Annotated in this window: 15 protein-coding genes; 8 read left to right on the forward strand and 7 right to left on the reverse strand. The window is 65.9% G+C overall.

Annotation, left to right across the window (positions count from 1 at the left end):
* Nucleotides 1-79: 79 nt before the first annotated feature.
* A complete protein-coding gene (locus AV929_RS16535) occupies nt 80-373 on the forward strand; it encodes a DUF6432 family protein (protein WP_004958397.1) in 294 nt (97 codons plus the stop codon).
* A 22-nt stretch (nt 374-395) separates the two neighbouring features.
* Here AV929_RS16535 and AV929_RS16540 read toward each other — a convergent pair whose 3' ends face one another.
* Nucleotides 396-1574 carry an MBL fold metallo-hydrolase gene (locus tag AV929_RS16540; RefSeq protein ID WP_064288765.1) on the reverse strand — a complete coding sequence of 393 codons (1179 nt, stop codon included), beginning with the start codon at nt 1572-1574 and terminating at the stop codon, nt 396-398.
* 70 nt (nt 1575-1644) lie between these two features.
* On the opposite strand from AV929_RS16540, the gene AV929_RS16545 reads away from it, so the two are divergent.
* Nucleotides 1645-2247, forward strand: coding sequence for a hypothetical protein (locus AV929_RS16545; RefSeq protein WP_064288766.1), 603 nt, complete (start codon nt 1645-1647; stop codon nt 2245-2247).
* Here the strand turns inward: AV929_RS16545 and AV929_RS16550 are convergent.
* The 4 genes from AV929_RS16550 to AV929_RS16565 all read right to left on the reverse strand — a co-directional run bounded on the left by AV929_RS16550 (nt 2244) and on the right by AV929_RS16565 (nt 6589).
* Nucleotides 2244-3854, reverse strand: coding sequence for a hypothetical protein (locus AV929_RS16550; RefSeq protein ID WP_064288767.1), 1611 nt, complete (start codon nt 3852-3854; stop codon nt 2244-2246). The genes AV929_RS16545 and AV929_RS16550 overlap by 4 nt on opposite strands.
* Nucleotides 3851-4591, reverse strand: coding sequence for an ABC transporter ATP-binding protein (locus tag AV929_RS16555; RefSeq protein WP_014041245.1), 741 nt, complete (start codon nt 4589-4591; stop codon nt 3851-3853). Before AV929_RS16555 ends, AV929_RS16550 begins: the two co-directional genes overlap by 4 nt.
* Nucleotides 4592-4864: 273 nt before the next feature.
* Entirely contained in the window at nt 4865-6238 is a 1374-nt protein-coding gene (locus tag AV929_RS16560; protein WP_014041244.1) for a ribonuclease R family protein, read from the reverse strand.
* A 66-nt stretch (nt 6239-6304) separates the two neighbouring features.
* Nucleotides 6305-6589 carry a hypothetical protein gene (locus AV929_RS16565; RefSeq protein ID WP_064288768.1) on the reverse strand — a complete coding sequence of 95 codons (285 nt, stop codon included), beginning with the start codon at nt 6587-6589 and terminating at the stop codon, nt 6305-6307.
* A gap of 128 nt (nt 6590-6717) precedes the next feature.
* On the opposite strand from AV929_RS16565, the gene AV929_RS16570 reads away from it, so the two are divergent.
* The 4 genes from AV929_RS16570 to AV929_RS16585 all read left to right on the forward strand — a co-directional run bounded on the left by AV929_RS16570 (nt 6718) and on the right by AV929_RS16585 (nt 11322).
* Nucleotides 6718-8298 (forward strand): bacterio-opsin activator domain-containing protein, encoded by a 1581-nt coding sequence (locus tag AV929_RS16570; RefSeq protein ID WP_064288769.1) that lies wholly within the window; start codon nt 6718-6720, stop codon nt 8296-8298.
* 256 nt (nt 8299-8554) lie between these two features.
* Nucleotides 8555-9526 (forward strand): phytoene/squalene synthase family protein, encoded by a 972-nt coding sequence (locus AV929_RS16575; RefSeq protein ID WP_064288770.1) that lies wholly within the window; start codon nt 8555-8557, stop codon nt 9524-9526.
* Nucleotides 9527-9574: 48 nt separating this feature from the next.
* Entirely contained in the window at nt 9575-10300 is a 726-nt protein-coding gene (locus tag AV929_RS16580) for a lycopene cyclase domain-containing protein (RefSeq protein ID WP_064288771.1), read from the forward strand.
* The gene (locus AV929_RS16585) at nt 10297-11322 is read left to right on the forward strand and encodes a Brp/Blh family beta-carotene 15,15'-dioxygenase (RefSeq protein ID WP_196220001.1); all 1026 of its coding nucleotides are present in this window, start codon (nt 10297-10299) and stop codon (nt 11320-11322) included. Before AV929_RS16580 ends, AV929_RS16585 begins: the two co-directional genes overlap by 4 nt.
* Before the next feature lie 276 nt (nt 11323-11598).
* Here the strand turns inward: AV929_RS16585 and AV929_RS16590 are convergent, their stop codons facing one another.
* Nucleotides 11599-12189, reverse strand: coding sequence for a 50S ribosomal protein L15e (locus AV929_RS16590; RefSeq protein ID WP_008308034.1), 591 nt, complete (start codon nt 12187-12189; stop codon nt 11599-11601).
* A gap of 258 nt (nt 12190-12447) precedes the next feature.
* Here AV929_RS16590 and AV929_RS16595 point away from each other — a divergent pair, with 258 nt between their 5' ends.
* Entirely contained in the window at nt 12448-14394 is a 1947-nt protein-coding gene (locus AV929_RS16595; RefSeq protein WP_064288773.1) for an aldehyde ferredoxin oxidoreductase family protein, read from the forward strand.
* A gap of 36 nt (nt 14395-14430) precedes the next feature.
* A complete protein-coding gene (locus AV929_RS16600; RefSeq protein ID WP_064288774.1) occupies nt 14431-14796 on the forward strand; it encodes a hypothetical protein in 366 nt (121 codons plus the stop codon).
* On the opposite strand, the gene AV929_RS16605 is transcribed toward AV929_RS16600, so the two are convergent.
* On the reverse strand, nt 14780-15148 hold the full coding sequence (locus AV929_RS16605) for a hypothetical protein (protein ID WP_014041234.1): 369 nt from the start codon (nt 15146-15148) through the stop codon (nt 14780-14782). The two genes, AV929_RS16600 and AV929_RS16605, sit on opposite strands and share 17 nt — an antisense overlap.
* Between the last annotated feature and the right edge of the window lie 7 nt (nt 15149-15155).

A 15155-nucleotide genomic window follows, 5' to 3' on the forward strand; every position in this document is an offset into this window, starting at 1 on the left:
ATGTACGGTTCACTGCACATGGCAGTATGTCACAATCCCGAGGGACAAAGATTAGACCCAGCCGGTTTTAGAGGGACATATGAGAGCGAAGCCGGAGTATCGCGACCGGGACGACACAGAGGTTGCGGTGCTCGATGCGCTCGCTGACCGCCGTGATGAGGGGATGACCGTCTTCGAGCTTCGGTCGCGGACGGAGGAGAATATCGACCGCATCGAGGACGCGCTCGCGGCTCTCAAGGCGGACGACCTCATCGAGGTCGAGGACAACGGCGAGCGAACCGTCATTCTCCCGGGCGAGGGCGTGGTGGGGGAGTCGTTGCCCGACGAAGACGAATCGATTCTGGATCAGATCCGCAAGCGACTCCCGTTGTAGCCGCTGTTGTGTCGTGGCGGTGTCACACCGCGTCCGACGGCGCGGCCGCGCAGTTGTTCGGACCGAGTTCGAGTTCGAACGCGGTGTCGTCGTCGGCCGTCTCCGTTCCGAGATTGATGGCGATAATCCGCTCGAAGTTGGCGGGGCGCGGCGGGATATCGTCACAGGCGTACTCCACGAACGCCTCGCGGTCCATCGCGAACCCCGGGAGCCGGTCGCGGAGAGTGCCCAGCGTAGCGGTGAATGTACCGTCGTCAGCCGGCGTTGTCGACTCGCTGTAGTGGCCCGGAGCGACGACTGTTTCGCCGGGTAGCGTTGCGAGTCGCTCGGTCAGCGTTCGGTGGAGGTCGCGGGCCAGATCCCTCGCTCCGTCAGCGCCAGCTTCCAGGTCTGGGCGGGCGACGCTGTCGAGGAAGACGCTGTCGCCGGCCAGCAGCACGTCACCGACGGTGAAGCCGGTCATGCCGGTCGTATGCCCGGGTAGGGGACGAGGCTCCAGTGTGGCCGAGCCGACGCGTAGCGTTTCGTCGGCGGCCAGTGCGGTCACGTCGTCGACACCGCGGGCGACCGCTCGTTCGGAAAGGATCGGCTCGGCACCGGTCTCTGCGGCGAGACGACGGACGCCGCTGACGTGGTCGGCGTGGACGTGCGTGTCGATAGCGTGGGTGAGCGAGGCGTCGTGGTCGGCGGCGTCGGTGACGTACCGGTCGGTGAACGCTCGGAGCGGGTCGACGACGGCGGCCGAGCCGTCGCTGACGACCATGTAGCCGAGACAGCCGGACGACGGCCGGCGGTACTGGAGGACGGTTGCGGCGTCGCAGGTGATCTCGCGGGCCTCGTAGAGCCGCGCCCACCCCTCCATGCCGTCGCTGAGGTTCTGCGCCTCGATGCCGTGTTCGGTCAGCAGGCCGGCGACGAAGGCGCTGGCCTCGCCGCGGCCACAGACGACCGTTATCGGGCCGGTGCCGGCCACGTCGCCGACGATGTCGTCCACTTCGCCGGTCACCTTCGCCTGAAGGAACTTCGTAAATGGGAGCTGTGTCGCCGTCACCGATTCGCCGCGAATCCGCCACTGCTCGTACTCGTCGCGGTCGCGAACGTCGAGCAACCGGAGCGACTTGCCGGCGTCCAGTTCCGCCTGCAACGCCGCTGCCGATAGTGACGGCGGGTCCGTCGGCGGGTCAGGGTAGTCATCGGCCATACCGACTGTAGCGTTGCCCGGCGGATAAATCGGGCGGGGATTTCAAGCCCCTGCCGCGCCCAGCGGACGTATGGACGCTGGAGCCACTATCGACGCCGTCCGCGACCAGACTGAGACAGAGCGGGACAGACTGGGCTCGGACAAGATGCTTATCGCAGCAACAGATGCGACACTGGAGACGGAGGCAGTGCTCACAGCAGCGGCGACCCGCGAGTCAGGACTCGCAGATATCCTCGGTCGATGGGCCGACGAGTCTGACAGCGACGTGGCGACGCAGTTCGGGGCAGCCGCCGAGGCTGCGGCCGAGCGGGCGGACCGCATTGACGCGGACGCCGGTGACCCCGATGGGTTCATCGACCACCTCGAAACCGTCAGTGGGACTGCGCGGCGCGTCGGGGCCGGCCTCGTCGCTGCGCCGCTGCTCGCCGACCGGTTCTACCTGCAGGTAGTGAGCTTCTTCATCAACGAGGCGGACGAGCAGCGGGCCGATACGTTCCGCGAGATTCGAGGGGAGGCGTCGGCACTCGACGACGGGGAGGCCACTCTCGGACACCTCTCGGAGTCCGGGCGCGAGACGGCAGCCGCGGCCGCGACCGAAGCCATCGAAGCGGCGTACGACGACTACGCGGAAACGCTGGAGGCGATGGGACTGGACCCGAAGCCCATCTGCTAGTCGAGTCGGTAGGTCGCGACGCGGTTGGCGGCATAGAGGAAGCCGGCGACAGCGCCAGCGACGGCGATTGCGGCGCTCGCTACCAGCCCCCCACCGAGAAGGAGCGCGTCATCGACCGGTAGCGCGAACAGGTCTCGGACGGCGAGCAGGTACGCCAGACTCCCCGGCGCGACGGCCACGCCGAGAACGAGGAAGTACAGTCCGAACGCCCAGCCGCTCGGGACCACCACTTCGCGGCCCTGCACCGACGAGGATTCGAACTTCGGGAACACGACGCCGGTGCCGACGGCGATGGCCGGCGCGGCGAGGGTTGCCACGAGTGCGAGTGAGAGTCCGACGGCGAGCGTGACTGGCGGTGTCCCGGCCGCGATACCGAGGCCGACGACCAGTAGCGTCGTCACCACGACGCCGGGGAGCGCGCCCGCAAGGACGAGCCCGGCGACGAAGGCTCGGCCGGAGACGTTAGCGGTCAGCGTCAGCGGCAGTACCCCTTCCTCGCCGCCGAGCGGATTGAGCGAAAACGCGGCCCCGAACGCCGCCGCGCTGGCGAGGCCGGCGCTGAGCGGGAGCGTCGGCGGCACTACCCGCTCCAGAATGACTATCTGGAGGTGATACACCAAGAAGAAGAACGGCATGACCGCAAACTGGACGGTGACGGGGGCTCGCTTGGCTCTGAGCCACGACTTCTGTGCGACTACGCGGGTCGCGGTTGGGACCCGCCCCGCCAGCAGACGGTCCGAGAGCGTTCGCTCGTCGGCGTCGAACTCGTGGTCGGGCTGGACCGGATCGGCATACCAGGCCCGCCCGGCCAGCCACAGACACGCGACTGCGCCGACCGGGAGCGCGCCGAAAATCCCCGCTGTGGCGACGACGGCAGCGACCGAATTGCCGCCGGTCCCCAGCACGAGCAGGACGACGTCGGCAGGCCACGAGAGCGGTGACTGGGTCGCCAGTTGGAGCACGCGAAGCTGTACCGTCGGAACGGCCGTCATCGCGACCCAGCCAAGTGGCAGGATGAGCGAGACGGCAGCCCCGACGCTCGCGCGGTGACTGGCGACGAAGGCCGAGCGGTTCGCCACCAGTTTTGTCACCAGCCCCAGGCTGAAGCCGAGGACCGTCCCCAGCAGGGCGACCGCGACCGATCCGACGAGCACCACGAGAGCGACGAGTACCCCGGCGTCACCGGCTGCAAGCCCGCCCACCAGTGCCAGAATCGGAATGGCGAGCGCGAGAGACACGCGACCGACCTCAGCGGCGAGCAGCCCGGCCGCCGCGTCCTCATAGGGCACCGTCGTCAGCAGGCCGTCGGCGGCGTCGGGCTCACCGGCCGATTTCACCGTGTGCTGAAGCGTGAAGAAGCCGACGAGTCCGAGCAGTCCGACGATACCCGCCGTCGTCGCAAGCCTGACCGTGTGGGGGTCGCTGTCGGCCAGGGCACCGCCGAAAAAGAACGCCCCTGCGCCGATAGCGAGACTGTATATGCTGATGCCCAGCCCGCCGCCGAGGAATATGAGTGCGCCGCGTGTTGTCCCCTTGAGCTTGCGCCAGGTACGCCGCAGTTCCGTCCGCGCGATCAGTCGTGTCCGTCGTCCGCTCGGCCGTCTCATCGCTCTCCCGGGTGCTCGCTGGTCACGTCGAGGAACACGTCTTCGAGCGTGCTCCCGGACTCGACGCTGTCGGTCAGTTCATCGGGAGACCCCTCCGCGACGAGGTCGCCGTCGTACAGGACGCCGACGGTGTCGGCCAACTCCTCGACGACGGGCAGGATGTGCGTCGAGAGAAAGACCGTCGTGTCAGCGGCCGCGACTTCGCTGATGGTGTCACGCACTGTCCGGGCGGCCCGCGGGTCCAGCCCCGAGGTCGGTTCGTCCAGAAAGAGAACCTCCGGCTCGTGCAACAGCGCCTGGACCAGCCCGAGCTTCTGTTTCATCCCCTTCGAGTACGTCTCGACGCGCCGGTCGGCGTCCTCGTCGAGGTCGAACCGGTCGAGCAGCGATTCCACGCGGCCCCAGTCCTCGTGCCCGCGCAGGCCGGCGACGTACTCCAGCTGCTCGCGGCCGGTGAGTTCGTCGTACAGCGGCGGCTCCTCCGGCAGGAAGCCGATGTGTTCGACCACCGCTGCGCGGTCGGCGACCGACTCACCGGCGACCCGCGCGGTGCCGCTTGTTGGGTTCGTCAACGTCGTCAGGATGCGAATCGTCGAGGTCTTACCCGCGCCGTTGGGGCCGAGGAAGCCGAAGACGCTCCCACGCGGGACCGTGAGGTCGAGGTCCGCTATCGCCGAGACCCCACTGTAGCGCTTCGTCAACCCCTCGGTGACGATTGCGGGTGCTGGAGGGCACATACGGGCAGTGCCGTACCGACTGTGAAAAGGTCTTGCTGTTGCTATGTGCGACTCTCTGGGATGGTTGTTTGGTGCTGCTACGGCTTTGTGGTGATATTTGAACAGCCAGAAAGCCCCCGCGCTATCGGCTCCTGCGCCTCGCTGCGCGCGCTTCGCGTGCTTGCGTCGTCGGAGTTCGCCGATAGCACGGCCCCTTTCAGTCCCACCCAGCCGGGGCTTTCTGGCTCCCGACGGCCGTAGCTGCACAACAGAACCCGATACTTTAGCTAGCCGTTACTCTTCAACGGCTGCGTCGGCGGCATCGGCTTCAGCGTCTTCATCCTCGCCATCGTCATCAGGATTCTCGACGACTTCGATACCGCGGTTGTTGACCGCTGACGGGTCCAGACCGACCTCCTGCAGGAAGTTCTTGTACTCGCGCTCGCACTGCTCGGCGTCCTTCTGGCGGTCGCTGGCGCGGTCACACAGCGCGACGAGGTCCTCGGGCACGTCGTTGGTGTAGACGATCCAGTGGTTGATGAGGTCCGACAGGCGGCGGATCGGCGAGGTGAAGTGGCCGTAAATCTCGAAGTTCAGGGCGTGGTGGCCGCCGAAGGGGTCGTTCATGTACTTCGCGCGTGGCATGACCTTCATCACGGCCCACTGAATCTTGTCGAGTTGGCGACCGGGGGCCTGTTCGAGCGTGGCGTTGACGGCCTTGCGTGGGTCGTCCCAGGCGTCACCCGGGATGGAGACGCCGTCGAGTTCCTGAATCTCGACCAGCGCCTCGTCCCATTCGTCGGGGCTGGGCTGCGGGTGGACGCGGTACATCGCCTCGACGCCGCGGTTCCACATCAGCTCGTGCGTGACGGCCTTGTTAGCCTTCAGCATACACTCCTCGATGATGGTGTGGGCGCGGTCCCGGGCGGGGTTGAGGACGAGCGAGCCCTCCTCCTTGCGCTGCTCGTGCATCCGGTCGGCCAGTTCCCAGACGCGCTCGGTTTTCTCCGCGAGGTCGACGCTCTGGTCTTCCAGCACGTCTTCTGCGGTCTCCGGCTCGTCCAGCAGGCGCTCGGCCTCGGTGTAGGTCAGGCGAGCGTCCGAGCGGATGACGGACTTGTAGATGTTGATCTCCTCGTAGCCGAGGTTCTCCTTGTCGAGGTGCATCTCGACGGTGTGGGCCAGGCGGTCCTCGTTGGGGACCAGCGAACAGACGGTCTCGGCGAGGACGGGCGGCAGCATGTGGACGGTGTAGGCCGGGAGGTAGACGGTGTTCCCGCGCTCGACGGCCTGCTCCCACATCTTCGTGTCGGGGTTGACGTAGTGGGTCACGTCGGCGATGTGGACCCAGAGGACGATCTCGTCCTCGCGCTCCTCGATGGAGATGGCGTCGTCGAAGTCCTGGGCGTCGATGGGGTCGGTCGTCCAGGTCGTCATCTCCCGGAGGTCTTCGCGTTCGTCGACCTCGTCCTCGATTTCGGCCTGGACGCCCTGCGTGCGCTCTTTGGCCTCCTCCAGTACCTCGGGCGGGAACTCGTCGGGGATGCCGAACTTCTCGAACAGTTCCTCGCGCTTGTTCTCCAGATGGCGGGCCATCTCCGGGTCGATCTCGACGGGGCCTTGCCCCTCGGCGGTCCCGGCGGCCGCTTGCGCGTCCTCTGTAGTCATGTCACCCGGTACGAACAGGGCGTAGTTAGGGCTGTCGGGGTGGGACTGGGCCGTGACTTCCGCGTCTCATTCCCTGTGCGTGTCGCCCTCGGAGAGTTCTCGGAACCGTCGCAGGAAGGTCTCTTGGTCGGTCTCGCCGGCCCCGGCGGCGTCAAGCGTCGTTTCGAGGCCGTCCCGCGGCTGCTGGCACAGGTCGGCAAAACAGGCTTTACAGAGGTGCTCGAACGTCTTGTTCCGGCGGTCCCACCGGTCGCCGTGTTTGTCGTACTCGCGGGCCTCGGACCGTGGGACGGACTCCCCACACGCGATGCAGGTGACTGACACCCCCCGGGAACTCCGGGACCCGAACATACGAACCAGTTGCGACTGACAGCGCTTAGAGCTTTCCGCACAGGCAACAGTTCCCCGTTCCGGGCCACACGTTTATTCACCCGCCGCCACTACACAGGGTATCGGCTATTCGGAGCCAGGGACACTGAATGAAGCCACCAGAGACACTCGCTCACTCGACGTTGGACACGCTACCCATCAATATCGCTGTCCTCGACGACGAGGGGACGATTCTGTTTACCAACCGCGCCTGGCGTGAGTTCGCGGGCGACGAGGATGGGGAGATGGAGGGGACGAACTACTTCGCGACGACCGACATCGACGCCGACGAGTACGCCGGGCAGGCACTCGGCGGCATCGAGTCGGTCATCGACGGTGAGCAGGACCTGTTCACGATGGAGTACCCGTGTCACTCCCCGGAGGAGAAGCAGTGGTTTCTGATGCGGGTCGCACCGCTGCCCGACGACGAGGCCGGGAGCGCAGTCGTCGCACACATCGATATCACCCAGCGGAAGCTCGCTGAACTGGCAGCCGAGCGCCGCAGCGAGGAGCTCAAGGCCGAGCGCCAGAACCTCAAGCAACTCGTTGACCGGGTCGACGGGCTGCTGAAAGCGGTGATGGGCGACGTACTGACCGTCGACTCGCGCGAGGCCATCCAGCAGACCGTCTGTGACCGGCTGGCCGAGGTCGACTCCTACCAGTTCGCCTGGGTGTCAGAACTCGATCTCCGCGACGAGACGCTGTCGTCGACAGCCCTCTCCGCCGACCACCCGACGTCGCTGTCCATCCCGCTGGACGCCGATGACCCGGTTGCGGAGGCGGCCCGCACCGAGGAGATGCAAGTCGTGACCGGTGACATCGACGAGCAACACAGCCGACTCGCCGACTCCGACGTTGCGTCGGTCGCGGCAGTCCCGCTCGTCTCCGGCGAGTCGCTGTACGGCGTCCTCACCGTCTACGCCGACAGCGACGACGTGTTCGACCCTCGCGAACAGGCCGTACTGGGGACCATCGGGCGGGCGACCGCGGCGGCCATCGACGCCCGCGAGACCAGCCGGCTGTTGACCGCCGACAACGTCACCGAACTCGAACTGCAGGTCACCGACCCCGAGGTGTTCTACATCGACGTGGCGAGCGAACTCGGCTGTTCGATGGAGTACGGCGGGAGCGTCCCCGACGGTGAAGAGACGGTGATGTTCTTCCTCGTCGAGACGGACGACCCATCGGCGGTCTGTGCTGTCGCTGCGGACCACCCGCAGGTATCGGGCGTTTCGCACGTCTCGACGGCGGACTCGTCGGCGCTGTTCGAATTTACCGTCTCGGACCCACCGGTCGTCTCGGTCGTTGCCGACCGTGGCGCCCAGACGGGCGATATTCTGGTCGAACCCGGGAAGGCGACGGTTACCGTCGCGCTCCCGGCGTCGATGGAGACCCGTAGCGTGGTCGAGCAGGTCCGAAACCAGTATCCGGAGACGGAACTGCTCTCCGTGCGAGAACGGGACGAACCGCCCGTCTCCCGACAGGCCTTCATCGCGAACGTCGAGGAGCGGTTGACCAACCGCCAGCTAACGGCGCTCCGAAAGGGGTTTCTCGGCGGCTTCTTCGACTGGCCACGCGACGTGTCCGGCGAGCAACTGGCCGAGTCGATGGACATCTGCCCGTCGACGTTCCATCAGCACCTCCGTGCAGGTGAGCGAAAGTTATTGGAAGAAGTGTTCGAAAACTGGTAAACCGTGATTGCGAACCCCTTCGCCGGCGGTGGACTCCTGACGCGATTCCCGAAGCAGTTTGGTAGTCCGCTTATCCCGACAACAACCGTATATTCATGTAGTGACACGGAACCAGTGTCCTGTTTGTCGCCGACCAATCGACGGGACACAGACCCCCGTGATAGCGGCGCACTCACGGGTCGACCGGACTATTACGGACAGCCTGCCGACAAGCGCGCGACGCATTGGCCACCGAATGACCGCCCGATAACTTTCAATGCACTCCGATAACATCCAAACCAGCAAATCGATACAACAGGAGACCGGACGGACGTTTCACCTTGCAACGCGTCTGCTTCCGGAGCGTATCCGCCACCCGACGTACGTCATGTACGCGTTCTTCCGGGTCGCGGACGAGGTCGTCGACCAGACGGACGGACCGCCGCCGACCGTCCAGCACGAGCAACTGGAGGTAATTCGTGAGGCCGCGCTCGGGAACATCGACCCGGAAGAAACTGACCACGAAGCGGTCATGGCGGCGTTTCAGGACCTGGCCGACCGACACGACATCTCCGAGGAGACTATCAACGTCTTCATCGATGCGATGGAAATGGACATCGCACAGGCCCGCTACGAGACGTTCGAGGACCTCCGTGAGTACATGGGCGGCTCCGCCGTCGCCGTCGGCCACATGATGACCGAGGTGATGGACCCGCCACAGAAGGAAGCGGCCCTGCCCCACGCGACGGCACTGGCCGAAGCGTTTCAGCTTTCGAACTTCCTTCGGGACGTCCGCGAGGACATTCACGACTACGGCCGGGTGTATCTCCCACAGGAGACGCTGGAGCGCCACGGCGTCACTGAGGAGCAACTGGCCGACGCTGAAGTCGACGATGCGTTTCGCGCCGTGATGCAGGAGGAACTGGCCCGGACCGACGAACTGTATCGCGAGGGCGTCGCCGGTATTCGGTACCTGCCGGAAGACTGCCAGTTCGGCGTGTTGCTGGCCGCAGTCCTGTACGCTGACCACCACCGGCTCATTCGCGACCGCGGTTACGACGTGCTGACGGAGACGCCGGATCTCACCCGCCGCCGCCGGCTCTGGCTCCTCGCCCGCACGTGGTGGCACTGGCGGCGCAACGGTGACCCCGAAGCGACGTTTTACACCGTGAGCGCGGTGTCCGAGCGCGGCCCCGGTGAGACGCCGACAGACGCTCACAGCCACGGGCAGCCTACGTGGCGTGGATGACACCCGCGCGTCGGGCGTCGTCGCTGACCCAGTGTCGCACCTGAACTAATGTTGCCCACGCCCACGTATCTCCAGTTCCACGCCCTGTTCGTGGTCCCGGTCGTGGCCGCACTGGTGCTGACGGCCACCTACCGCCTCGGCAGCCGCCGGGACGTACTCACAGCAACGGCTATCCTCACAGGCTTGGCGCTCGTCTACACGACGCCGTGGGACGGCGAGCTCATCCGACGCGGCGTCTGGTGGTACGGCGACGGCGCCGTACTGGTGCGGTTCTGGTCGATTCCCCTCGGCGAGTACCTCTTTTTCGTTCTGCAGACCGCGATGGTGGGGCTGTGGGTAGCCCGGTTTCGGGTGGACACTGAGCGCCAGCTAGCCACGCCGATGCGGACGCGGCTCGTTGGACTCGCCGCTGCGCTCGTCGTCGTTCTGTCCGGCCTCGTGCTCCTGCGCTCCGACTCGGGACTGTACCTCGGGTCGCTGCTGGTCTGGAGCGGGCCGATTCTCGCCATTCAGTGGGCCTTCGGCTGGCAGTTCCTCGCCAAGGAGTGGCGGACCGTCGGCGGCGCGACACTGGTTCCGGCGGCCTATCTCTGCGGTATCGACAGCGTCGCCATCCGACTCGGCGTCTGGACCCTCTCGAAACAGTACACGACCGGCTACACGATTCCCCTGCTCGACCTGCCCATCGAGGAGGCGGTGTTCTTCTTCCTGACGACGCTGTTCGTCGTGCAGGGAGTCGTGCTCTACATCTGGCTTCGGGACAGATGGGAATGAGCCGCCGCAGTACTGTCGAGCCGTCGGTTCGCTACCGGGTCGCACTGGTTCCCGGCTGGATCGCCAGCCTCGCCGTCGTTGCTCCGTTCCTCGCCGGGGTCTCGATACCGCCCGCGCTCCAGTACGCCCCGCTGGTCGTCAGTGCCGTTCTGCTCGGCCTCCCCCACGGTGCGGTCGACCACCTCGCGGTCGCACGCACCCGCGGCAAGCGCCCGGACTGGCGGGCTATCGCCCGCGTGTTCGCGCTCTACGGCGTCGTCGGCGGAACCTACGCCGTCGCCTGGTTCCTCGCGCCCGCGGCGGCGTTCGTCCTCTTCATCGCCGTGACGTGGTTCCACTGGGGGCAGGGCGACCTGTACGCGCTGCGTGCGCTGGCCGACGCCGACCACCTCCGAACCCTTCCGCAACGAATCGGAACCGTCCTCGTCCGCGGCGGCCTGCCGATGCTAGTCCCGCTGCTCGCGTTCCCCGACTGGTACCGCCGCGTCGCGACGAATCTCGTCTCGCTGTTCGCACCTGACGCCGTGGCCGCCATCGGCTGGGCGTTCCGGGCCGACATCCGAACCGCGCTCGCCGTCGCCTACGGCGCCCTCGCCCTCCTGACGCTGGCCGTTGGCTTCGCCCGCGCCGACGCCCGCCGGCCGTGGCTGCTCGACGCAGGTGAGACACTGGGCCTGCTCGCGTACTTCGCCCTCGTCCCGCCGGTGCTCGCCATCGGCGTCTACTTCTGTCTGTGGCACTCGCTGCGCCACGTCGCCCGCCTCCTGCTGGTCGACGACGACGCCACTGCCGCGCTCGAAAACCGCGACCCGACAGCCGCCCTGGCGCGGTTCGCTCGCGACGCCGCACCGCTGACCGCCGCTTCGCTCGCCCTGCTCGCCGGGCTGTACTTCCTCGTCCCGAACCCGCCGGGGTCCGTTCCGGAGTGGGTCGCGCTGTATCTGGTGTTTATCGCCGTCGTCACACTCCCCCACGTCGTGGTCGTTAGTATCATGGACCGCGAACAGGGTGTCTGGGCGTAGTCGGCTCCCTCTCTAGACGGCACTAGGACCGGATGTCTGGAAGAACTGAAGTCGAAAATCACGGTGGACATCCGCGCGAGCGGAGCGAGCGTTCGGCCTTTTTCGCCACCGAAAGACTCGCGTTGCTCGCTCGTCTTTCGAGCTGCTCGGAAATCGAAGATTTCCGGCATGACGAGACGGCAATGCCGTCTCGAACCACCTCGCTCGCTTCGCTCACGAGGACCACGTTTTTGCGCCGAGTGGTGCACCTCCGTACCCGAGGCCGAAAAAGGTGGGTTACTTGCCCTTGCCGCGGTTGCTGCGCAGCGACGGGCGGGTCTTCTCGCTCCCTTTGCCCTTACCGCTGAGGCCGCGGTTGCGGCGGCCGGCACCGGTCAGACCGCGGAAGACGCGGTCGGCCTGGTCGTCGGCACAGATCCACGACAGGTCGTCGTCGTTCTGGATGGCCGGGTGGTTCGGGTCGATGAGGATGACTTCGTGCCACTTCTGTCGGCCGTCCTGACCGACGGAGTAGCTGTTGAGCACGCGCAGGTTCGGGAAAGTGCGGGAGGCGCGTTCCTCGGCGACGCGCTGGATGTCCTTCCGGCGGGTGATGCGCGTGACGCCCTGGCGCTTGGACCGGCGACCGGCCTTGTGTCGGCGCTTGCGTGCGCCGCCCTTGCGGACGGAGACGCGGGCGACGACGACGCCCTGTTTCGCCTTGTAGCCCTGCGAGCGGGCCTTGTCGAGGCGGGTCGGGCGCTCGATGCGCTCGACGGCCCCTTCGTCGCGCCACTCCTGCTGGCGCTGCCACTGTAGTTCTGCGAGCTGTCCGTCGCCCGGGTTCTTCCAGGCGTCTCGAATGTACGAATATGCGCTTCGTGCCATATGTATTCACCACGGGCGTTGCGTGGTTCAAGTCGCGCTCGGCGCGACTCACATCCCGACCTGCACACGCAGGTGCCCGCTGGTGCCCGTCGTCCAGCGAGTTACCCGGAGTTTGCCGTTCGGAGTCTTAAACGGTTCGGACCAGACTCGCGGATGTGACCCGCTCACGCAGGGACGCGACCGCTGAAAACGTCGGATATCTGTGGTTTAGCAACACAAATCGTTAAGTTGTTCCCAGCCGGAGAGTCATGTATTACCATGACAGACCTTGGTGGCTTTCAGGACCATGTAGCGCGAATCGACCTCGGGGACGGGGACGTAGCCTACGAAGGTATCGACGAGGAAGACGCGAAAAAGTACATCGGTGCACGCGGGCTCGGCGTGAAGTACGTCTTCGATCAGGGACCGGACGTGGACCCGCTGGGTCCGGACAACCTGCTGGCGTTCATGAACGGGCCGCTGACGGGGACACAGGTGACGATGAGCGGCCGTATCGCCATCTGTACGAAATCGCCGCTGACGGGGACGGTCACTGATTCACACCACGGCGGCTGGTCCGGAGCGCGGCTCAAGTGGTCAGGCTTCGACGGACTCCTCTTCGAGGGCCAGGCCGACGAGCCGGTGTATGCGCTCGTCGAAGACGGCGAAGTGGAACTGCGCGACGCCTCGCACCTCTGGGGGCAGGGCGTCCACGACACCATCGACGACCTCGAAGGCGAGATCGAGGGCGGCTCGCTGGGCAAGAACCTCTCGGTGATGGCCATCGGACAGGGCGGTGAAAACGAGGTCAAGTACGCCTGTATCATCAACGAAGACGACCGCGCGTCGGGCCGCGGCGGCACCGGCTGCGTGATGGGCAACAAGAACCTCAAAGCCGTCGTCGTGAAATCCGGGACGCGGATGCCCAAGCCGAAGGATCAGGAGACGTTCCAGGAGGGTCACAAGCAGGCGATGCAGGTCATCCAGGAGTCCGACGTGACCGCACCCAACGAGGGCGGACTCTCGATGTACGGCACGAACGTCCTGATGAACCTCACCGAAGAGATGGACGGCCTCCCGACGAAGAACGCGAAGTACTCTTCGACGCGCTCGTACTCGGACGCCGAAGGCGACGGCGAGCGCATTATGGATTCGGAGAACGTCTCCGGCGAGAACGTCCGGGAGAACATCCTGGTCGACGAGCCGACCTGTCACTCCTGTCCGGTCGCCTGCAAGAAGGAAGTCGAGGTGCAGGCGATGCACAAGGGCGAGGAGATGAACGTCCGCACGGAGTCCTACGAGTACGAGTCCGCGTGGGCGCTCGGCCCGAACTCCGGCCACGTCGAACGCGACAAGATCGCCGTGATGCTCGACCGGTGTAACGACGTCGGCGTCGACACCATCGACGTTGGCAACACCATGGCGATGGCGATGGAGATGACCGAGGAGGGCAAACTCGACGAGCTCGGCGACGGCCTGGACTGGGGCGACGCCGAGACGATGATCGACATGATCGAGATGATCGCCCACCGCGAGACGGAACTCGCGGACCATCTCGCTGAGGGGCCGGACCACCTCGCAGAGGAGTTCGATGCCCACACCAACTCGCTGGCGGTCAAGGGCCAGACGATGGCGGCTTACGACCCGCGCTGTATGAAGGGGATGGCAATCGGGTACGCGACCTCGAACCGCGGCGCGTGTCACCTGCGCGGCTACACGCCGGCGGCTGAGATTCTCGGCATCCCGGAGAAGGTCGACCCGCGAGAGTGGGAGGGCAAAGGCGAGCTGTGTGCCACCTTCCAGGACCTGCACGCTATCAGCGACTCCTTCGACATCTGCAAGTTCAACGCCTTCGCCGAAGGCATCGAGGAGTACGTCCTGCAGTACAACGGCATGACTGGGCTGGACGTGAGCGAGGAGGAACTGATGGAGGCCGGCGAGCGCGTCTACAACCTCGAACGGTACTACAACAACCTCGCGGGCTTCGACGGGTCCGACGACGACCTGCCAAACCGGTTCGTGGAGGGCGACGAGCACGCGATGCCGGCACAGGGCGGTTCCGAGGGCGAACTCGCGGAACTCTCGAAGATGAAAGACGAGTACTACGAGGTGCGTGACTGGGAGAACGGTGTCGTTCCCGACGAGAAACTCGATGAACTTGGCATCGACATCGGTCCCGGAACCGGCGTCAGCTCCGGTGGCGCAGCGGCACCGAGCGACGACTGAGACAGCCCCGGCAGCCGAACACACTTCAGTTCTCTAATGCGCAAGGCAGATATCGACGACTTCGAATTCCAGGTAGAGTCCCGACTGACCAGCCACGGCGTGTACGTCACCGAGTTCGACGACGAGGGCGAGACGTACCGGCTCACCTACGAGTCGATTTCGGCCGACGAGGCGGCCGTTATTCCCCACCGGGAAATCGGCCGCGTCATCAACGTCTTCCGGGACCTGCACGCCGATGACTGGTCCGGGGTCGACATCGAGGCGACGGTGACGGACCTCGAAGACACCGAACTCGGCGAATGGTCAGTCGACAGCGAGTGGATCGATGCCCTCGAAAACGGCGATCTCTCGGAGACGGACTTCTCCCAGCGCGTGCTGGAGACGATTACGGTTCGGAGCTGACCGCCAGCACGTCCCTGATTTCGAGCGTCGTCTCGAACTCCTCGCTTCTGTCCAGCCGCCGGCCGTCGCGCTCGAACTGGGCGGCGTGAGCCCGCCGAACCGCGTCCCGCTCGCGGTCGCTCAGCCCGAGTTCTGTACCGATACTGTCCCAGCGGCCCGACTCGGCACAGACGTAATCGGCCTCTCTGGGGCCGCTGATGCGCTCGTATTTCCTGTCGTAGCTCGCACGGTTCGCCCGGAGATACGTCTGGACCCGTCCGAGCAGGTCAGGGAGCTGGTCGAGCGGCACGCTGGCCTGTGTGCCGGCCAGCAGGACGATCTGCCCCTCGATGGGGTACGACGGGTCGGCCATCGCGCCC

The organism is Haloarcula sp. K1 (assembly GCF_001647155.1).
In the GTDB taxonomy this organism is placed as follows: Archaea; Halobacteriota; Halobacteria; order Halobacteriales; family Haloarculaceae; genus Haloarcula; species Haloarcula hispanica.